At 64.4% G+C, this 19,606-nt stretch carries 19 protein-coding genes; 8 read left to right on the top strand and 11 right to left on the bottom strand.

Features of this window, described 5'->3' with window-relative positions:
• Positions 1-8 precede the first annotated feature (8 nt).
• The 3 genes from GM676_RS29145 to GM676_RS29135 all read right to left on the bottom strand — a co-directional run bounded on the left by GM676_RS29145 (position 9) and on the right by GM676_RS29135 (position 4,356).
• Positions 9-1,811 carry a Mur ligase family protein gene (locus tag GM676_RS29145; RefSeq protein WP_155467948.1) on the bottom strand — a complete coding sequence of 601 codons (1,803 nt, stop codon included), beginning with the start codon at positions 1,809-1,811 and terminating at the stop codon, positions 9-11.
• Between the two features lies 1 nt (position 1,812).
• Complete coding sequence (locus tag GM676_RS29140) at positions 1,813-2,763, bottom strand: methyltransferase (RefSeq protein ID WP_371866407.1); 951 nt, start codon at positions 2,761-2,763, stop codon at positions 1,813-1,815.
• A 63-nt stretch (positions 2,764-2,826) separates the two neighbouring features.
• Positions 2,827-4,356, bottom strand: a complete 1,530-nt coding sequence (locus GM676_RS29135; RefSeq protein ID WP_155467945.1) for a PAS domain-containing hybrid sensor histidine kinase/response regulator family protein — start codon at positions 4,354-4,356, stop codon at positions 2,827-2,829.
• A gap of 150 nt (positions 4,357-4,506) precedes the next feature.
• Here GM676_RS29135 and GM676_RS29130 point away from each other — a divergent pair, with 150 nt between their 5' ends.
• Genes GM676_RS29130 through GM676_RS29120 form a run of 3 tightly spaced genes read left to right on the top strand, consistent with a single transcriptional unit; the run spans position 4,507 to position 8,290 of the window.
• A complete protein-coding gene (locus GM676_RS29130; protein WP_155467942.1) occupies positions 4,507-5,523 on the top strand; it encodes a polysaccharide deacetylase family protein in 1,017 nt (338 codons plus the stop codon).
• Positions 5,520-6,080 carry an arsenate reductase/protein-tyrosine-phosphatase family protein gene (locus tag GM676_RS29125; protein WP_155467968.1) on the top strand — a complete coding sequence of 187 codons (561 nt, stop codon included), beginning with the start codon at positions 5,520-5,522 and terminating at the stop codon, positions 6,078-6,080. Before GM676_RS29130 ends, GM676_RS29125 begins: the two co-directional genes overlap by 4 nt.
• Positions 6,077-8,290 carry an acyltransferase family protein gene (locus tag GM676_RS29120; protein WP_170304380.1) on the top strand — a complete coding sequence of 738 codons (2,214 nt, stop codon included), beginning with the start codon at positions 6,077-6,079 and terminating at the stop codon, positions 8,288-8,290. Before GM676_RS29125 ends, GM676_RS29120 begins: the two co-directional genes overlap by 4 nt.
• A gap of 1 nt (position 8,291) precedes the next feature.
• On the opposite strand, the gene GM676_RS29115 is transcribed toward GM676_RS29120, so the two are convergent.
• Positions 8,292-10,613 (bottom strand): glycoside hydrolase family 31 protein, encoded by a 2,322-nt coding sequence (locus GM676_RS29115; protein ID WP_155467937.1) that lies wholly within the window; start codon positions 10,611-10,613, stop codon positions 8,292-8,294.
• Positions 10,614-10,780: 167 nt separating this feature from the next.
• Here GM676_RS29115 and GM676_RS29110 point away from each other — a divergent pair, with 167 nt between their 5' ends.
• A complete protein-coding gene (locus tag GM676_RS29110; protein ID WP_155467934.1) occupies positions 10,781-11,896 on the top strand; it encodes a mechanosensitive ion channel family protein in 1,116 nt (371 codons plus the stop codon).
• Here the strand turns inward: GM676_RS29110 and GM676_RS29105 are convergent.
• Positions 11,893-12,399: a hypothetical protein gene (locus GM676_RS29105; protein WP_155467931.1), complete on the bottom strand. Its 507-nt coding sequence runs from the start codon at positions 12,397-12,399 to the stop codon at positions 11,893-11,895. The genes GM676_RS29110 and GM676_RS29105 overlap by 4 nt on opposite strands.
• Positions 12,400-12,515: 116 nt before the next feature.
• Between GM676_RS29105 and GM676_RS29100 the strand changes: the two genes are divergently transcribed.
• On the top strand, positions 12,516-13,508 hold the full coding sequence (locus GM676_RS29100) for an OmpA family protein (protein WP_155467927.1): 993 nt from the start codon (positions 12,516-12,518) through the stop codon (positions 13,506-13,508).
• Between the two features lie 15 nt (positions 13,509-13,523).
• Here the strand turns inward: GM676_RS29100 and GM676_RS29095 are convergent, their stop codons facing one another.
• Positions 13,524-14,960, bottom strand: coding sequence for a DUF1593 domain-containing protein (locus tag GM676_RS29095; protein ID WP_155467924.1), 1,437 nt, complete (start codon positions 14,958-14,960; stop codon positions 13,524-13,526).
• Between the two features lie 138 nt (positions 14,961-15,098).
• On the opposite strand from GM676_RS29095, the gene GM676_RS29090 reads away from it, so the two are divergent.
• From GM676_RS29090 to GM676_RS29080, 3 genes are all read left to right on the top strand, one after another.
• Positions 15,099-15,551, top strand: coding sequence for a hemerythrin domain-containing protein (locus GM676_RS29090; protein WP_155467921.1), 453 nt, complete (start codon positions 15,099-15,101; stop codon positions 15,549-15,551).
• Positions 15,548-15,745, top strand: coding sequence for a hypothetical protein (locus GM676_RS29085; protein ID WP_155467918.1), 198 nt, complete (start codon positions 15,548-15,550; stop codon positions 15,743-15,745). Before GM676_RS29090 ends, GM676_RS29085 begins: the two co-directional genes overlap by 4 nt.
• A 156-nt stretch (positions 15,746-15,901) precedes the next feature.
• Positions 15,902-17,143 carry an ABC transporter substrate-binding protein gene (locus GM676_RS29080; protein ID WP_155467915.1) on the top strand — a complete coding sequence of 414 codons (1,242 nt, stop codon included), beginning with the start codon at positions 15,902-15,904 and terminating at the stop codon, positions 17,141-17,143.
• A gap of 1 nt (position 17,144) precedes the next feature.
• Here the strand turns inward: GM676_RS29080 and GM676_RS29075 are convergent, their stop codons facing one another.
• From GM676_RS29075 to GM676_RS29055, 5 genes are all read right to left on the bottom strand, one after another.
• Positions 17,145-18,092, bottom strand: coding sequence for an AEC family transporter (locus GM676_RS29075; protein WP_155467912.1), 948 nt, complete (start codon positions 18,090-18,092; stop codon positions 17,145-17,147).
• An 8-nt stretch (positions 18,093-18,100) separates the two neighbouring features.
• Positions 18,101-18,466 carry a cupin domain-containing protein gene (locus tag GM676_RS29070; protein WP_155467909.1) on the bottom strand — a complete coding sequence of 122 codons (366 nt, stop codon included), beginning with the start codon at positions 18,464-18,466 and terminating at the stop codon, positions 18,101-18,103.
• A 1-nt stretch (position 18,467) separates the two neighbouring features.
• Positions 18,468-18,914: an FKBP-type peptidyl-prolyl cis-trans isomerase gene (locus GM676_RS29065; protein ID WP_155467906.1), complete on the bottom strand. Its 447-nt coding sequence runs from the start codon at positions 18,912-18,914 to the stop codon at positions 18,468-18,470.
• 73 nt (positions 18,915-18,987) lie between these two features.
• Positions 18,988-19,191, bottom strand: coding sequence for a hypothetical protein (locus GM676_RS29060; protein WP_211923315.1), 204 nt, complete (start codon positions 19,189-19,191; stop codon positions 18,988-18,990).
• A gap of 12 nt (positions 19,192-19,203) precedes the next feature.
• A partial coding sequence (locus GM676_RS29055; protein WP_211923314.1) for a hypothetical protein occupies positions 19,204-19,606 on the bottom strand: 403 nt, incomplete at its 5' end.

Below are 19,606 nucleotides of genomic sequence, written 5' to 3'. Positions count from 1 at the left end.
CGGCCGGCTCAGGATGCCGGCGCGGCCTGCTGCGCCAGCCGCTCGGCGGCCGGCGCGTCGATGGCGCGGATGGCGTCGATCAGCGTCGCCACCCTGGTGCCGCAGGCGAATACCAGCACATCGCCCGGCTGGCAAGCGCGGTAGGCCGCCTGCACCGCCCCCTCGGCGCCGTCAAAGGTGCTGACCGCCGCGCCACCGGCGGCGCGGGCGCCGGCGCTGATCAATTCCGCCGCCGCGCCGGGTGCGCGGCCCCGTCCCTGCGACTCGTACACGAACAGACGGTCGAAGTGGGCGGCGCAGGTGGCGCCGATGCGCGTCAGGTCGGCATCGCGCCGGTCGCCGGGCGAGGTGACCACCGCCAGCACCCGCCCCTGCCCTTGCGCCAGGCCGCGCGCCAGCGTGGCCACGGCGGCGTAGGCGGCCGGATTGTGCGCATAATCGAGCACGATGTGGAATGCGCCAAGTTCAAACACGTTGGAACGCAGCGGATTGGTGGCCGCATCCGATTCAAAGCTGGACAGGCCGGCATGGATCTGCGTCAGGCTGAAACCGCAGGCGGCCAGCGCCGCCGTTGCCGCCATGCTGTTGGCGATGTTGTAGCGCGCCATGCCGCCGCTGGTGGCTGGAATGTGCGCGGCGGCGATCACCTTCTGCCGGACCTGCCGCTGGCACAGCATGATGGTGTCATGCTCCAGCCACACCGCGTCGCCACCCTGCGCCAGATGCGCCGTCAATACCGGGTTATCGGGCCGCATGGAAAAGTACATGGCGCGCGCACCGGCCGCCAGACGCGCGCGCGCGGCCACGCAATGCGCATCGTCGGCGTTCAGCACCGCGACAGCGGCGGCTTGCGCCACCAGCGCTTTCACGCGCGCCAGTTGCTCAACCGTGTCGACGCCGTCCAGTCCCAGATGGTCGTCTGAAACATTGAGCATCACCCCCGCGTCGCAGCGGTCATAGGCCAGGCCGCGCTTGAGCAGGCCGCCGCGCGCGGTTTCCAGCACGGCGAATTCCGTTTCAGGCGAGGCCAGTATGCTGCGATGCGACCAGTAGCCGGTGCAATCGCCGGTGGCATAAGGCTCGCCATCCAGCGCCAGGCCCTGCGTGCTGGCGCAGCCGGTGCGATAGCCCGCCAGCCGCACCGTGTGCGCGATCATCAGGGTGGTGGTGGTCTTGCCATTGGTGCCGGTCACGCCGATCACCGGAATGCGGGCCTGATGCGAATCGTCGCGCAACTCGCGCAACAGCGCCTGCTGATCGTGGCTGGGCGGCGGCACGACCGGCGTGCGTTGCTGCGCTTCGATCAGCAGGGAGCGCATCATCTGCTGGTCGATGGCGCGTTCGGAATACAGCCGCTGGCGGTAGCCCCATCCCAGCCGCAGCAAGTCGCCATGTTCGCTGATGCGCTGCACCGGCACACCCAGCGCAGCGACCTCGCGCGCCACCGCTTGCGCGGCGGCGGACAGCCGCATCGACGCGGCTTGCGCGCGCAGCGCCGCCACGGCGGCGCCGACATCGGGCGTTTCGCCACGCTCCGTGGCGGAGATCAGCTGCGCGGCGGCGGCCAGCGCGGCCTGCCCGACATGCTCCAGCGCGTACTGCACCGCCACCCGCCACTGCCCCGGCGCGTCGGCCACCGCCTCGGCGTGCATGAACTCCACCGCCTCGCCACAAGCCTGCTGCAAATAGCGCGCGGTATAAGCGAGTTGGATGCCGGCGTCTTCCAGCGCCGACTCCACCAGCGCCACGATGCACGGCAAGCGGCTGTACAAATTGGCTCCACGCAGCAAGCGCTGTTGCAGGATGCGCATCTCAGCCATCCTTGACCGCCACCAGCCACACGGCGGCAATGCGTTCGGCGCCGGCATACGCCGGCGTCTCCAGCTCCTCGCCGAAAACGTCGGGATCGATTTCCTCATACGACCAGCGCAGGCCTGCTTCATCCAGCAGCGCGGCGGCACGGCGCAGGAAGGGATCATCGCCGCCGGTCATGGCGACACCGGTGTACAGCCACAAGGCGCCACCCGGCGCCAGCCGCGCAATCGCGGCCTGCACGATCAGCAGCGACAGGCCGCTGCCCAGCTCTCCGCCCCCGTGGCGATAGGCGCGCTCGGACGGATCGAGCAGATACGGCGGATTGGCGGCGATCAGGTCGAACCCGCCATCCAGCTGCTGCAACAGATTGCTGTAACAGCTGCGCGCATTGGCCAAGCCGGCCAGGCGGATATTGATGTCCGCCAGCGCCAACGCCCGATGGTTGATATCGGCGGCAATCACCTCGGCCTGTGGAAAGCGGCGCGCCAGCACGATGGCCGCCGCGCCGCTGCCGCAACCGATTTCGACGATGCGCGCCGGGCTGCGCACCGGCCGCGCGGTTTGCTCCATCGCCCGCACAAAGCGGCAGGTGTCCGGGCCGAAGAACACCGCGTCCTCCTGCGTGGTGGGATAGGCGGAGTGGAACAGCCACTCACCGGCCAGCGTGGACATCCGCACGCCGCTGCGCAACAAGCCATCTTCCTCCACCAGCACACCGGCCGCGCGCATCAACTCCAGCAGCTCCGCATCGATGGCGGCGGCCGCGAACGGCCGGCTCCAGCCGAAAATGTCGCGCAGGCTGGCCGCCTGCGGCTGCGCCGGACGCGCCAGCACGCGCGCCTGGGTGGCCGGCGTCACGGTGGTGAATTGATAACGGCGGGCGCGCAGTGCGGCGCCCAGTGCCAGCAAGGCTTCCTGCTGACCGGGGTGGGGATGGTAAGGGTTCACGTACGCTCCTGGCAAACCCTCATGGTGCGGCACAATGGCGCTGGCCAGTGTGCGCTGCCGCACTTACAGCGCTTTTAGCGTGCGGATCAGGTCACTCAGGCGGTAAGGCTTGGCGATCATCTCGAAGTTGCCGATGTCCGGCATCTGATCGCGCAGCGTGGCTTTGACGTAGCCCGACGCCAGCACGATCTTCAGCGCGGGGAATTCACGCCGCGCGGCCTTGCCCAGTTCAACGCCGCTGATGCCCGGCATGACCACGTCGCTGAACAGGATGCTGATATCGGGATGCTGGTGCAGCATCTCCAGCGCCTGCGCGCCGTTATCGGCCGACAGCACCTCGTAGCCCAGGTGCGAGAACAGGCTGATGGCCGTGTCCAACACATCCGGCTGGTCGTCCACCAGCAGTACCTTCTCGAAGCCGAGCGCAACCTCCTGCTGGTCGTCGCCGGCCTGCTTTTGCACGGCCGGGAAGTACAGCGATACGGTCGTGCCCTTGCCCACGCGCGAATCGAGCGTCAGCGCGCCCTCGCACTGCTGCATCATGCCGTAAACCTGGCTCAGACCCAGACCCGTGCCCTTGCCGACATCCTTGGTGGTGAAGAATGGTTCGACCGCGCGCGCCATGGTTTCCGGAGTCATGCCCTCGCCGTTGTCTTTGACCATGACGCGGATGTAGCGGCCCGCGGGCAGGCGCTCCACTTCATGCTCGGACAGCGTCACGGCATCCAGATCGATCAGCACCTCGCCATCGTCGCCCATGGCGTCACGGGCATTGACCACCAGGTTGAGCAGCGCCGATTCAAATTGCGTGGGATCGATCATCGCCTGCGGCAGGTCGGCCTGGATCTGGAAATACAAATGCATGTCGTCCGGCAGCGCGCGCCGCAGCACCGCTTCGAACGAACGAATCACGCGCGTCACATCGTGCGCCTCCTGCCGCAAGGGCTGCTGGCGGGCGAAAGCCAGCAGTTGCTGCGTCAGCAAAGCGCCGCGCTGTGCCGCGCGCGCCATGGTGTCCACCGATTTGGCCACCATGGCCGGGTCCTTGGTCATGCGCAGCAGTTCGAGGCCGTTCATGATCACGCTGAGCAGGTTGTTGAAATCGTGCGCGATGCCGCCGGTCAGCTTGCCGATGGCTTCCAGCTTTTGCGACTGGAACAGCGCCTCGCGCGCCCGCTCCAGCTCTTCGGCGGCGACGCGGCGCTCGGTGATGTCGCGCGTGATCTTGGCAAAGCCCAGCAGCTCGCCGTCGGGATCGACGATGGGATCGAGCACCACGCTGGCCCAGAAACGGCTGCCGTCCTTGCGCACGCGCCAGCCCTCGTCCTCGAACTTGCCGGTGGTGCGCGCCAGCTCCAGGGCGCGCGCCGGGCGGCCGGCGGCACGGTCTTCCTCGGTATAGAACATGGAGAAATGGCGGCCGATGATTTCTTCCGGATCGTAGCCCTTGAAGCGCTGCGCGCCCGCATTCCACGTCACCACCACGCCTTCCGGCGACAGCATGTAGATGGCGTAGTCGGTCACGCCCATGATGAACTGGCGGAACCGTTCGGCTTCAATGGCGTCCACGCTGGACAGGGCGCTCTGCTGCATGATCTTCCTTCATGGCTGGTTAAGCTCGATTTTACTGGACAGAAAAAATAATAGGCACACTAATCGAAGTGCCCGGTGTTTGAGCGGGCGCATGTCGCGCCGCGGCGGCCATGTCTACACTGGTCGGATTGTCGATCCCGGGTGATGGCCATGCGCGTCTGTTTCACAATTGACACTGAATTCAGCATCGCCGGGGCGTTTGCCGATGCGGCTCTGCGCCCGGTCGGCGTGCCGATGGTGCTGTGCGAAACGGAAGGACGCTCGCAGGGACTGGGCTTCCTGCTCGACTGCTTTGCGCGGCATGGCATGCAAGCCACCTTCTTTGTCGAGACGGTGCAGCGGCACTACTTCCGCGACGATCCGATGCGCGCGCTGGCGCGGCGCATCGCGCGGCACGGGCATGAGCTGCAATTGCATGTCCATCCCTGCTGGGCGGTATTCCAGCACGCGGACTGGCCGCGTCGTGTGCGGCTGGCGCCGCGCCAGGACGATCTGGCCGGGCGCGCGCTGGACTCCACGGTGGCGCTGCTGCGGCACGGGCAGGAGACCTTTGCGGCGTGGGGATTGCCGCCGCCGCGGGTGTTCCGCGCCGGGAGTTTGCAGCATGATGAGAATCTGTATCGGGCGCAGGCGGCGGTGGGCATACCGTTTAGCTCAAATATCGGCCTGGGCGTGTTCAATTGCGGGCTGGCGGATTATCAGCTGCGCGCGGGGCGGCATGTGCGGCATGGGGTGGTGGAGTGTCCGGTGCTGACGTTTGAGGATTGTCCTGGACATTTGAAAACGGTATCGGTGTCCGGGACCAGTTTTGCGGAGATGCGGTGGTTGCTGGATTCCGCGCATGCGGCGGGGCTGGAGCTGGTGGTGATACTGAGCCATCCGTTTGAGTATGTGCAGAGTTATGGCGATGGATTTCGCGTGCTGCGGCGGCATGCGGTGAACCAGTCGCGATTGGAGCGGCTGTGTGCTTATGTGGCGGCGCATCCTCAGCGCTTCCAGGCCAGCGGCTTGGCGGCTGCGGCCAGCCTGCCGCTGACGGCCAGGTCGTCCAGCAATCCGCTGCTGCGCGGACGGCCATGGCACACCGCCGCCCGCCTCGCCACGCAAGTGATCTACGACCGCTATGGCCGATGGATGCTTTCCCGCCGCACGGCGAGGACGCCATGAGCTGGATCGAGCGGCAGCATGGGACCTGGCGCGGCGCGGTGCGGGCGCTGCTGGCGCTGGCCGCGCTGCACGGCGGGCGACTGGAGGCGTTCCGCTTGCGCCATCCGCAGCGGGTGCGGCGCGTGGTGTTTGTCTGCCTCGGAAACATCTGCCGCAGCGCCTACGCCCATCAGGTGGCGATGCAGCTCGGCCTGTCCTCCGCCTCGATCGGCCTGGCCACCACCACCGGCGCGCCCTCCCCCGACACCGCCATGCGCGCCGCCCTGCGCTGCGGTGCGGACCTCAGCGCCCACCGTGCCACCGACTTCCACGACTTCACCATCCAGCCTGGCGACCTGCTGCTGGCCATGGAAATCCGTCACGCGCACGAACTCCAGCGCCGCCTGTTCGCCCACGACGACGTGCAAATTGCCCTGCTAGGCCTGTGGTGCGATCCACCGATGCCGCATCTGCACGATCCCTACACACTATCCGACGCCTACTTCGACCACTGCTACGCGCGCCTGCGCCAGGCGGTGCAAGGCCTGCATCTCACCTTAACGCGGAGCGCACCGTGAACCGCCCATTCTCCCTCTATCTCGACCTGGTGCGCGTGATCAGCGCGCTGCTGGTGGTGCAGTACCATTCCAACCTGCGCCTGCTCATCAGCGACAAGCTCCCGCTCAGCACCCACGGCCACGCGGCGGTGATCGTCTTCTTCGTCTTGTCCGGCTACGTGATCGCCCACATCACCGCCACGCGTGAGAACACACCGCTGGAATACTGGTCAAGCCGACTGGCGCGCATCTACTCGCTGGCGCTGCCCGTGGTCCTGCTCACACCTTTGCTGGACCAATTGGGCAACGCCATGGCGCCGCAATTCTACGAAGGCCGCACCACCCACGACCTGCCCTGGCTGCGCATCCTCACCAGCCTGGCCTTCCTGAACGAGATATGGACGCAATCCATCATGTCCTTCTCCAACGTGCCGTATTGGTCGCTGTGCTACGAATTCTGGTACTACGTACTGTTCGCCGCCTTCACCTTCACGCGCCGGCGGCGACTGTGGTGCGGCGCGATCGCGCTGCTGATCGGCCCCAAGATCCTGCTGCTGGCGCCAGTATGGATCACCGGCGTGGTGCTGCACCGCTGGAACGCCTTGCAGCGCATCGGCCGTCGCGCCGGCGCCGCCCTGCTGCTGGCCTCCTGCATCGCCTACGCCCTGTTCCACAGGTACGGCCTGACCGAAGCCGGCAGCGCATGGCTGCGCCATGTGATCGGCGCCCACTGGCACCAGCAACTGGCATTCTCGCGCTACTTCATCACCGACTATCTGCTGGCGCTGATCGTGGCCTGCCACTTCACCGGCATGCGCGCGCTGGCGCCGCCGCTGGAACGTTTCGCGCCGCTGATACGGCCGCTGGCTGCCTGCACCTTCAGCATCTACCTGCTGCACCAGCCGCTGATCCAGTTCTACGCAGCGCTGTTCAACGGCGATCCCTCACGACCATGGTTTTATGCCGTCACCATGCTGGCCGTCTTTGCCAGCGTCCTGGCGATTGGCGCTGTGACCGAACGGCAGCGCCACCAGTGGCGGCTGGCGATCCGTACGCTGCTGTCATCGCCGGCGCCGCAGCCGCTGCCGGCCGTGGTGCTGGGCATCGACACGCCGATCGGCCTAGCCATCATCCGCGACCTTGGCCGCCACGGCGTGACCGTGTACGGGATCGCCCGCGGCAACGGCGCGCTGGGCCTCGGCTCGCGCTACCTGCACCGTGGCCTGCTGCGCGAGAACGACGTGGTGGCCCAGCTGCGCCGCCTGGGCGGGGAAATCGGCCCGGCCGCGTTGTTCGCCATCGCGGAAACCGACATCGTCACGCTGAACAAGGCGCGCGGCCAACTACCCGGCTATCGCTTCATGTTCGCCGACGATGAGCGCATGCGTCACGTGCTGCGCAAGGACCTGACCTACGCGGCGGCGGCGGCAATCGGCATCTTCGTGCCGCGCACCTGGCACCCATCCAGCATCGAGCAAGGCGAGCAGGCGGCGGCCCAGGCGCGCTATCCGATAGTGCTGAAATGGGCCGATCCCAACGCCATGATCCCCTTGCTGCGCCAGGCCGGCCTGCGGCTGGAGAAGGCTGAATACTGCCACGACGCACCAGCGCTGATGGCCGCCCTGTACCGCTACCAGACGCTAGGCCACTACCCAATGGTGCAGGAATACTGCGCCGGCCATGGCCTCGGCCAGTTCGTGCTGATGAAGGATGGCCAGGCGCTCTACCAGTTCCAGCACCAGCGCCTGCACGAATGGCCGCCGGAAGGCGGCACGTCGACGCTATGCGCGGCGCTGCCGCTTTCGCAGCATGCGGTCCTGATGCGGCGCTCGGTGGCGCTGTTGAAGGAATTGCAGTGGGAAGGCGTGGCGATGGTCGAATATCGTTACGATCCAGCCACCGGACGGGCGGCGCTGATGGAGGTGAATGGCAGATTCTGGGGTAGCTTGCCGCTGGCCTGCCAGGCTGGCGCCAGCTTTCCGTGGTACTGCTATCAGGCCCTGGGTTTGCAGGTAGAAGTCACCGCCAGGCCTTACGCGGCGGGTGTGCGGTGCCGGTACATGACGGCGGAGACGCGGCGCCTGCTGCACCTGCGGACATGGCGCGAACTGGCTGCTTATCTGATGGAGTTTGCGCGGCCCCGCTCAGGCTACTTTGTGCACGACTGGCGGGACCCGCTGCCGCTGTGGCGCGACCTGCGCCACAGCGTATTACAGCGCGTGAAAGGCTGACTTACTTGCCGATCACCTTGACGGCGGCGGAACCGCCACCACTCAGCTTGCCGGCCGCATCGTCCCATTTCAGGACGGTGACGGTCGACTTGCCTTTCTCGTAGTCGTAGCTCACGCCATCGTCTTCATACAGACGGAACTCGCCGCTCTTGCCCGGATAGACGTTGATGCTGGCGATAGCCTGTTTAGTGGCGGTCGACTGCACCTCGGCGCCAATCGGCACGATCGAACCGGCTTTCACGAACACCGGAATCTGATCGATAGGCGCAGCCACTTTCACCCAGCGGCCGCCGGACAGCTTCTCGTTGGTCCAGAAGTTATACCAATCGGCGCCGGCAGGCAGGTACACATCCTTCTCGGTCTGTCCCTGCTCCGTCACCGGCGCCACCAGGAAGGCCGGGCCGAACATGTACTGCGTGCCGATGTTGGCCACGTTCGGATCGTTGGCGAAGTCCATCCACAGGGGACGCATGAACGGCGCGCCGGTATCGTGCGTGAACTTGGCTTGCGAGTAGATATAAGGGATCAGCTGATAACGCAGCGTGTCATAGCGCGCCATCACCGCCTCCGCCTGTTTGCCGAAGGCCCAGATCTCGGCCGCCTTGCGTTCGCCGTGCAGGCGCAGCGTCGGCATGAAGGTACCGTACTGGAACCAGCGCGTCAGCAGTTCCGGATAGTCGTGGTAATTGCCCACCACATCGCGCGCATCCGACGGATCGAGCAGCGGCGCCTTCACGGCCGACGACTCGCGCGGCAGGTTCTGCCAGCCGCCGATGTCGTTGCCCCAGTAAGCGATGCCGGATGCGGTCATGTTCAGGCCAGTCGGCACCTGGCGCGCCAGCGCTTCCCAGGTTGGATGAATGTCCGAGGACCAGAACAAGGCGCCGGTACGCTGCGAACCCAGATAAGCGGCGCGCGACAGGATCAGCACCCGCTTGTTCGGCTTCCACGCCCGCATGTTCTCGGCCACGCCTTCCACGTGCAGCAGCGGGAACAGGTTGTGATAGCGGTCGCCCGAACCGATCGAGTAGAAGAAGCCGCTCGGCACCAGATCCGGCTCGGTCTCGTCCAGCCATGGATAGTCGAAGCCTTGCGACAGGATATTGTCGCGCGCCTTCTCCCAGAACCACTTGCGGGCCGCGGGATTGGTCGGGTCGATCAGGCCACCGGTGCGGTCGGAGCGGAACGGCAGGCCGTCCACGGTCTTGCCGTCCTTGTCCTTCAGCAGATAGCCTTTGCTATCCAGCTCATTGAAATAGCGTCCAGAGGTTTCATAGCGCGGCCAGATCGAGATGATGGATTCCATGCCCAGATCGTGCAGCTGCTTGTTCATGCCTTTCGGGTCCGGGAACTGCGCCGGATCGATGTCCATCTGGCCCATGCGGGTCCAGTAGAACCAGTCCACCACCATCACGTCCAGCGGATACTTCTTCTGGCGATAAGTGTTCGCCACGCGCAGCACTTCCTGCTGGCTGTCGTAGCGGGCTTTCGACTGAATCAGGCCGAAGGCGGACTTCGGCGGGATCGGCGTCTTGCCGGTCACGCGCGCATAGCCCGAATAGATTTCTTCCGGGGTCGAACCGGTGATGACGAAGAAGCTCACGCGCTCGCCCACGTTGGACTGGAACGAGGTGCGGCCATTCACGCCGGCCACGAAGCGGGTGGCGGACGGATTGTCCCACACAATGCCATAGCCCTTGGACGACACCATGAACGGCACGCACACGCTCTCGCCGGCCGGCGCATCGTACCAGTGCTTGCAATCGAGGACGCGGCCACGCAGGTCCAGCTGGCCGAGCGATTCCTGGTTCTGGCCCATGCCGTAATAGTGCTCATCGCGCGCCACGGAGAACGATGCGCCGACCTGGAAAGTCTTCTCGGTGTTGACGGTTTGCGGCGACATCTCCCAACCATTCATGCTGACGACTGGTTCACCCTTGGCATTCAACACTTGCAGGCCGACCGGCGCCAGCGACGGCGCGAAGTATTTCTGGCCCTGGGTCGGCACCGATGGCGGCGGCGCCGGATTCACGCGCACCGTCATGGCGGAGGAAGTGAAGACGTCGACATCGCGGCCGCCGCCGGTATGGCGGAAGGCGCTGTTGTCGCTGTTCTTGGGCAGGATGCCGTAGCCCGGGCCTTTCAGCACCTCGGCCTTGTCGACGGCGATGGTGACATGCACCACGTTCGGGCCATAGGCTTCAATCGAAACGAAGGCGCCATCGCGGTCCAGGGTGGCGATGGGCGCGGCGAAGGCGGAAGCGGAAAACGTAAAAATCGATGCGAGCGCGGTAAATACCGGCGTGTAGGCGAGCAGTCTCATAAGCCTCTCTTATAGTGGGAGATGTGCCAGCATTGTGCGTCTTCATTTTCGAAATATCAATTACGAAAATCACCAAGTCCGGCTATGAAAAGAGTGATGCAACGAACAGAAGCCACCCCGTTCCCGTCCTAGCATGCATATTTGGCCTGACAAGACAGGAGTGCGGCTTGAATATACAACGCTATCTCGCGCCTTTTTCCAATGTGGACGGTGAGGAGTTGCTGCTGGCGGCCGGCGCCACCGCCGTGACCTTCGCGGCGATCTACGCCTTCCTGCGGCTGCTGCGCAGGCGCCTGTGCCGGCACGACGAGGCCGGCCGCTCGGACCGGCCCATGGTCCAGCTGATGAAGGAAACCCTCAACCGCACCAGCATATTGGCGGTGCTGGCGATCTCGCTGCTGGTCGGTCTGAAAACGCTGGAATTGACGCCGCTGTGGGAGGAGCGCCTCGGCCACCTCTGGTTCATCGTGCTTGGCTTGCAGCTGGTGATGTATCTCGACCGCGCCGCCACGCTGGGGGCGCGCCGCTATTTCCGCAATCATTCGGAGACGCCGGACTCGCCGACCACCGTCGCCAACACCCTGATGGTGTGGGCGATGAAGACCACGGTATGGGTGGTGTTTTTGCTGGCGGCGCTGTCCAATCTGGGCATCAACGTTTCCGCGCTGGTGGCCAGTCTGGGGATCGGCGGTATCGCGGTGGCGCTGGCGGTGCAGAATGTACTGGGCGATTTGTTTGCCTCGCTGTCGATTGCGGTCGACAAGCCGTTCGAGGTGGGCGACGCGATTGCCATCACCAACGTCTCCGGCACGGTGGAGCACGTGGGCTTGAAGACCACCCGCATCCGCTCGGACAGCGGCGAGCAAATCGTCATCGGCAATGCGGAGCTGCTGAAAAACGTGGTGCGCAACTACAAGCGCATGCAGAACCGCCGCGTGCAGTTCTCGCTGCGGCTCAATCCCTCGACGCCGGCCGCACTGGCGGCCAAGGTGCCGGATGCGCTGATGGCCGTCGTCAACCGCCAGCCCGACGTGCGGGCGGACCGCGTGCATCTCAAGTCGGTGACGCAGGATGCGCTGGAGTTCGAGCTGGTGTTCTATGTGCTGAATTCGTCCTACCTCAACTACATGAATGCGCAGCAGGCGGTGCTGCTGGGCGCCCTGGAAGTGTTCAACGAACTGGGCGTGGACGCCAGCGCGCCTATCCGCCGCCTGCAATTCGAACAAGGCGCGGCCAACGAGATGATGCAGCCGGATCGCCGCCAGCAGGCGCGCCCGCATTAAGGCTTGAGTTTTTCGTCCTCCGCCTGCGCTTCCTGCATGGCGTCCGGCTCCAGTTCCTCGGCCGAGCGGTTAAGATGGACGAACACGCCCCATGCCGCCAGCAGGATGCCGACGCCGGCCACCAGCGCCGCCACGTACAGCAATTCGCTGGCGTCGTCGTGGACGGCGCGGAAGGTGGCGACCAGCCCTTCTATCGCCAGCGCCACCACGACCACCACGAAAAAGCGCGACAGGAAGCGGCGCACGCGGGTGGGCGCGCTGATGTCGGCGTCGCGCACCACTTCTTCCTCGATGATGGTTTCGGCGATCTGCAAGGCCACCACGGCGGCGGCCAGGATGCCGATCGCCTCGATCACTTCCTGCGCGGCCGCCAGGCCGCTGCCGGCGTGCGCGGCCTGCCAGCCCTGGTGCGCGCCGATGGCGATCAAAAACAGCGCCCCGGCCGTGAACAGCAAGGCGATCACCGCGTGCACCACGCCAAAGGCCAGCATCAGGTGTTTCATGGTCGGCTCCACGGAATTGTTTGGCGCATTGTAGGCCGCCGGCCGGGCACCGATTGTGCGCCAGCGTACGGTTAAAATTTTTATAATCCTGCGGTCATTCATTTCGAGGAACCGCGATGAGAAAATACCTGCTGCTGTGCGCCGCCGTGGCGCCGCTGGCCCATGCCCAGATGCCGCCGCAAGACACGGTCAAGGGCGCGAAAGACCATCCCCTGCTATCGCGCTTTACCGGCGCAAAGCTGGTCGGCTACGAGGTCAAGGAGTTCGATGAAGCGCTGCTCCCCGCCGGCAAGCGCGTCGCCGACAAGAACAATCAGCCGAATTTCGACAAGGTCCTCACGCTGGAGGGCAAGGTCACGCGCATCGCCTACAACTATCCCAAGGACCGCAGCGCCGTCGAGGTGATGCGCAACTATCAGGCGGCGCTGGACAAGGCCGGTCTCAAAACCGTATTCGCCTGCGCCAAGGAGAACTGCGGCGACAGCTTCGGCGAGTACTGGCGCGCCAGCCGCGTGAGCAACAACTTCGTCAAGGGCGAAATCGCCTACGTCGAGCCGTTCAACTATGGCCGCAACGACGAGCGCTATCTGCTGGCCAAAGGAACCACGGCGGACGGCACGCCGGTGCACGTGGCGGTGTACTCGGTGGCGCCGGTGCAGGACAAGAACGGTGGCCTGTATCTGGAAATCGTCGAGGGCAAGCCGATGGAAAGCGACAAGGTCAGCGCCAATCTCAACGCGGCCGATATGGCGAAAGGCATCGCGGCCGAGGGCAAGGTGGCGGTGTACGGCGTCTACTTCGATACCGACAAGAGCGAGATCAAGCCGGAGTCCAAGGCCGCGCTGGGCGAGATGGCCAAGCTGCTGCAACAGAACCCGCAGCTGAAAGTCTACGTGGTGGGCCACACTGACAACCAGGGCGCGCCGGCGCACAACGTCGACCTGTCACAGAAGCGCGCCGAGGCCGTGGTCAAGGCGCTGGCGGCCGACTACAAGATCGACGGCAAGCGCCTCAGCGCCAAGGGGGTGGCCTCCTATGCGCCAGTGGCCTCCAACGATGCCGAGGCGGGTCGTGAAAAGAACCGCCGCGTGGAGCTGGTCAAGCAATGAGCCCCGGCTCACAGGCTATGAAGCCGGCACAAACGTGACCACCACCCGCTGATAGCGCGTCAGCGCCGGCTTGCCCTTGTCGGTAACCTTGACGACGAAGTGGGCGGTTTCGGCTTGATCCACTTTGGGCGCCGTGATCCACACGGCGGCCAGATTCTCGGCGCTGTTCAATTTCAGCGGCGTCTTGTAGCTGCCGGCCTCCGGATAATGGAACCACAGGTAACTGAGGCTGTCGCCATCCGGATCGGTGCTGCCGGCGGCGCTCAGCATGAACTCTTCACCGCTGCGCACCGTCAGTTGCGCCGCATGGCCGAGGCGTGCCACCGGCGGATGATTGGCGGCGCTGTATGGCTTGGTGGTCCAGTCCATGCGTGCAGCAAAATCGTTCTGGAATTCCTTGCGCCAGCGCCAGATGGTGGTCTTGAAACCGCTGGCAGTCTTGTCATGTGCACGCACATTGCGGCCGTATTCATTGAACACCATGGGGGCGTAGCTGTCCGATGCATTGGTCCAGATCGGGCGCGACTCCTGCGTGACGGGCACATTGCCATTGAAGCCTTTGGGGTCGGTGTTTTCCAGCGCCGGTATGTAGAGCTCATAACGTCCGCCCCAGCCGCCCCAGTCGGGATGCTCCGGTGCGTTCAGGCCATTCGGAATCAGCGACAGGAAGGCCGGCGTATCGCCCTCGGCGCCATAGCCAACATCGGGATAGGCCGCGCCCAGCGGACCGTGGCCCTGCTGGATATGTTCGGCGATCCAGCTGTTGCCGACCTCCGTGTTGTCGAAGCCCGGCTCGGCCACGTGCATGCCGCCCCAGGTGGCGGCGCCGTAGCCGCCGGGGCTGACGATGTAGAACAGTTGCGGGAACTGGGTGCGTATCCAGATGCCGGTATCGTCCTGGTCCGAGATGGCGTACACGCGCAGCTTGCCGATCATGCGCGCCAGTTCGGCCGGCGTGCGGTCATGGCGCATGCGGTACAGCGCCTGCGCCAGCGTGTTGGCGCCGCCCCATACCGAAATCCACAGCGGCCGCTGGTCATGCTTCTCCAGCGCCTTGATGATGGCCTCCGATCCGGCCGAATCCTTGCCTTCGCCGACGCCCTGCATGCCGTACACCGGCAGGCCTTCGCGCACCAGTGACTTCAACGCGGCGGCCTTGGGATAACCCGCTTCGTGCTTCGACAGGTTGGCCTGCACTTTGCCGTAAGCAGCGATAATGGCCCGCATGGATTCGGGCGCGATGCGCGTTTTCTGGTGCGTGGAGGTGGTGGCGACCAGCGCTTCGATATCGATCTGGTTGGAGTACAGCAGCAGGCGCACCAGCGACTGGCTGTCATCCGGGTCCGCCTCGAGGTCGCTCAGGACGATGAGCCGTTGACGATTTTCAGCGGCGGCGGCGGGCAGCAGGACCAGCGCCGCCGCCAGCATGGTGGTGACCGGAAGCAATCGCATGGTGTCTCTCCTGGATCGTTATGGATGCCGCAATATGCCATGGAATTGCCGGCTCATCCCGAATTTCTTGATCTGCATCAAAGTTTTCCCGCTTGGGCAGGGGTGACAATGCAGGAAGCTTTAATCAAGGACAAATAGATGTACAAGATTTCGACGTATCTCGATCAGGAGCACCGGCGCTGCGACGCGCAGTATGCGATGGCGGAATCGGATGTCAACCTGGGGAAATGGGACGCGGCACGCAAAAACTTCGGTATTTTCATCGGCATGTTTGAGGGCCATCTGGACAAAGAGGAGCGCGTGCTGTTCCCGCGTCTCGATCATGCGTTGGGCAATGGCTATGGTCCTTCGGTGGTGATGCGCGAGGAGCACCGCCAGATGCGCATCATGATCGTGCAGATCGAGGCCGCCATTGCGCGGCATGACTACGACGCTTACCACGAACAGTCATCCAACCTGCGCGCGCTGGTGCGCCAGCATCACCTGAAAGAAGAACGCCTGCTGCATCCGCAAGCCGACTTCCTGCTCATCAAACAGGCCGACGCCATCATCGCGGCGATGGAAAACCTTTATCACGTCAAAGCAGCATGAAACCTACCCTCACTGTCACCACCAACCGCGAAGGCACCCGCATCCACCGCATCATCGACGATATCACCTACCCCACGCGCAAGAAGAAGCCGCAGATCCGCCGCGATCCGATGGTGGAAGCGCTGTTCGGCGCTCCGGTCATCGCCGAACATCCAACAGATATCAAGGAAGGGGCCAAGTCGCGACGTTCGTGAAGCACACGCAACAGATCGATTGCGTGAATGTCCACAGCCGCGCTCGTTATACTGAACAACAGATGGTTTAGCGAACGGCAGCGGTGACGCTGCCGTTTTTTATTATTGTTGCAATCTTGTGTTGACAGGCACAGACGCCGCGAACAAACTGTATGGATGCTTACGTCTTTTTTTCGCTCCGGCCTGGCAACAATCCTGTTATGTGCGGCACTTGGACTGCCGGGCGTCTGCGCCGCCGAAAATCTGACCATCGACTACGTGGTGTCCAACACCCCGCAGCGCAGCGCATGGATAGGCATCATCAACCAGTTTGCCGCCGCCAACCCGGACGTCAAGGTGACGCACAATGGCTACCCGCAGGAGCAATACAAGCGGGACATGCCAACCCGGCTGCAAAACGGCAGCGCCGACCTGGCGTTCTGGTATGCGGGCGAGCGCCTGCGCGACGCCGCCAAAAATAAACTGCTTTCCCCGCTCGACGCCGAGATGCTGGCGCTGCTGAAGAAGCAGAAGTTCGTCACCAGCGCGATAGAAGGCACGCGCATCGATGGCGAAGTGTATGGCTTCCCGCTGTATTACTACGCGTGGGGCTTCATTTACCGCAAATCGCTGTTCGAGCGCATCGGCGTGCGCCCGCCCGCCACCTGGAACGAATTCCTGCAAGTGTGCGAGCAGCTGAAGGCGGCCGGCATCACGCCGCTGGGGCTGGGCGCGAAAAGCGTGTGGCCCGCCGCCGGCTGGTTCGACTATCTCAACCTGCGCATCAATGGCCTGGATTTCCACCACAAGCTGCTCAACGGCGACGTGCGTTTTACCGACGCGCGCGTGCGTCAGGTGTTCGATGTCTGGGGCGACTTGCTGCGCAAGGAGTACTTCCTCGACGCGACCATGAACCAGGAGTTCGACCGCGTGCTGCCCTATATGTACCGCAACCACGTGGGCATGATGCTGATCGGGAGTTTCGTCGCCGCGCGCTTTCCCAAGGCGATGGCGCAGGACTTCGGTTTCTTCGCCTTCCCGGCCCTTTCATCCACGATGCCGGCCTATGAGGAAGCGCCGCTGGATGTGCTGGTGCTGCCGGCGAATGCCCCCAATCCCAGGGCGCGCAAGCGTTTCCTGGCCTTCCTCGCCGAGAGCGGCGCGCTGCGCCAGATCGCCGATGCCGATCAAACCCTGCCGGCCAAGGCCGGCACCTCATCCTCAAATGTCCTGCTGGCGGAGATCACTGGCGCCACCGTGGCGAATGCCGCCGGATGGACTTATTTCTTCGACCGCGACGCCAGGGCGGATCTGGTGGCGCCGGCCTACGAAGGCCTGCGCCAGTTCCTGAAAGCTCCGTACGACACCGAGCAGGCAGTCCGCTACATCGAACAGGCGCGCCGCAAAGACCCGCCCTGAGCTACCCCGGCCGCACCATCCACATCCACGCGCTCAGCGTGAAGAAAGAGACCACCATGCAGATCAGCAGCGCGGTGGCGCTGCGGTCTGCCTCACCATAGGCTTGCGCCAGAATCGGATAGATGCTCAGCATCGGCATGGCCGCCATCAGCAGCGCGGCCGCCTTCAGCTCGGGCGCCATCGGCGCCACGCCGAGCAGCGGCAACAGCGAAGCAATCGACAACACCGCCAATGGGTGGCCGATCAGTTTCGCCAGCACCTGCGGAATCACGCGCTGCCAGCCGCTGCTCAGCGACAGGCCGAACAGCGTGCCGCCAATCGCGAACAGCGACACACTGCCGCTGGCCTGCGCAAACAGGTTCACCGTGCGCACCACGGGCTGCGGCAGCCGGATTTCGGCCAGGCTGATGACCAGCCCCGCCGTCACCGCCAGCAGCATCGGATTGCGCATCAGGCGCAGCGCCGACTGTTTCATCGCCTGCCGCCACGGCCCGCCGCCATCGCGCGCGCTTTCCGCCATCGCCAGCAGGATCGGCAGCATCACCAGGTTTTCCACGATCACGTTCAGGCCCAGCGCCACGCCGGCCACCGGCGCCACCATCAGCAGCAGGATGGGGAAGCCGATGAAGCTGCTGTTGGAGCACGATACGCCCATGGCCAGGAAGGTGCTGCGGGTGCGGCTCAAGCCGGCCAGCTTGCGACCGGCGACATAGGCCAGCGCCAGCATCAGCAGCGAGCCGATCAGGTAGGACAGCAGATAGGCCGGATGCAGGATTTCGCCAATGCGGCGCTGCGCCAGCGCGTTGAAGATCAGTGCCGGCAGCGCGAGATTGAGCACGAACTTGCCGAACACCTGCATGTCGGTGCGGGCGAAAAGGCCCATGCGGGTGGCGAGGTAGCCGGCAAGGACCACAAGATAAATCGGCCCGGTGATGGCTAGGATGTCCATATGCCCGGTCACGCTGGCCGGTCGACGATGACGTAGTGCTTTTTGACCGGCTCCACCACCTCGAACACGCCCTTGAAGTTGGCGGGGATGACCATGGCGTCGCCGGGGCCGGCCTCGGCGGCGTAGCCATGTTCGTCGATCACGCGGCAGCGGCCTTCCAGCACATAGAAATATTCATCCTTGTGCGGTCCGAAGGCGATGCGCCAGCTGCCGCGCTCGCAGGCCCACACGCCGGCCACCACCTCGCCGCTGGCGCTGGTGTAGTGGTTCCAGGTGGTCCGCTTCGGGTTGCCCGCCAGCCTGCGCTCCTCGCGTGGATGGTCGTACCCGGGCTCGGGCGATTGCAGGCGGAATTCGGTGATGACGGGTTGCATGTCAGCGTACGTCCAGCAATTCCACGTCGAAGATCAGGGTGGCGCCAGGCGGAATCGGGCCGGCGCCGCTGTCGCCATAGCCCATGTTGGCCGGCACGATCAGGGTGCGCTTGCCGCCCACCTTCATGCCTTTCACGCCCTCGTCCCAGCCCGGGATCACCTGTCCGGCGCCCAGCGGGAAGCTGAACGGGCCGCGGCCGACGGAGGAATCGAACTGCGCGCCATGGGTTTGCGGCGCGTTCGGCTGGTACAGCCAGCCGGTGTAGTGCACCACGGCGGTGGCGCCGGCCACGGCTTCCTTGCCCTCGCCGGTCACGGTATCGATTTTCTGGAATGGCACGGCCGGCACGGAAGCCGAAGCGGCGGCCGGCGCCTTGGCGCGCTCGCAGCCGGCCAGCGTCACCGTCAGGGCCAGGCCGATCACACAAGTGGAAAGCAGTCGTTTCATGGTAGTCTCAAGGTCAATCGGGCCCTGAATATAGGGGAAACTACCTCTTTTGTCGATACTTGACTAACCTCGATCAATGCTGGGCAGCCAACACCTCACGAATTGCGAGCTGCCATTCTTCCCACATGGCCGCATCCGCAGGACGGCCATCCTTGAACAGTTTCATATTCATGCTCCCCAAAAGCGCGCCAATATCATCCGCTTGCGTGAGTTCATAATATTTTTCGAGAAATCTGAACATCGCCTTGTAGGCCTGTTCTTCACTCATCATTGCCATGATCACCCTCCGCTATTTCATCCATCGGCTTTTCCTCGGCGCCGACAAACCTGTGTCGGGATGCGGCTGTCGAGGAGGACTATTGATCCCACCACCAATAATCCGCTCGCCACGCACCTCCGCCCAGACTTGCTTCCCATTGGCCTCTACACGTGCGTACCATGAATTGCCGTAGCGGTCAGTGGCTACTTTAGCGGTGGCGTCGTTAGCCAGATCCTCCAGCAGCTTGCGGTTTTGTGGCGTGTCGCGAATATGCCCGCTTTTTTCGCTGAAAATGTGCTTCTTGCGAGTGAATCGCCCCGGGTTTGAAGGAGGCTCCAACATTTGAGAAAATGGAGCCACCATGAAAAAATCAGTCCGATATTCCCCCGAAGTGATGGAGCGCGCCGTGCGCATGGTCCAGGAGGCCGGCAGC

This window comes from Duganella radicis (genome assembly GCF_009720825.1).
GTDB lineage: Bacteria > Pseudomonadota > Gammaproteobacteria > Burkholderiales > Burkholderiaceae_D > Rugamonas > Rugamonas radicis.
Note: the sequence above shows the minus strand (reverse complement) of the source record. Positions and strands in the feature narration are given on the sequence as shown.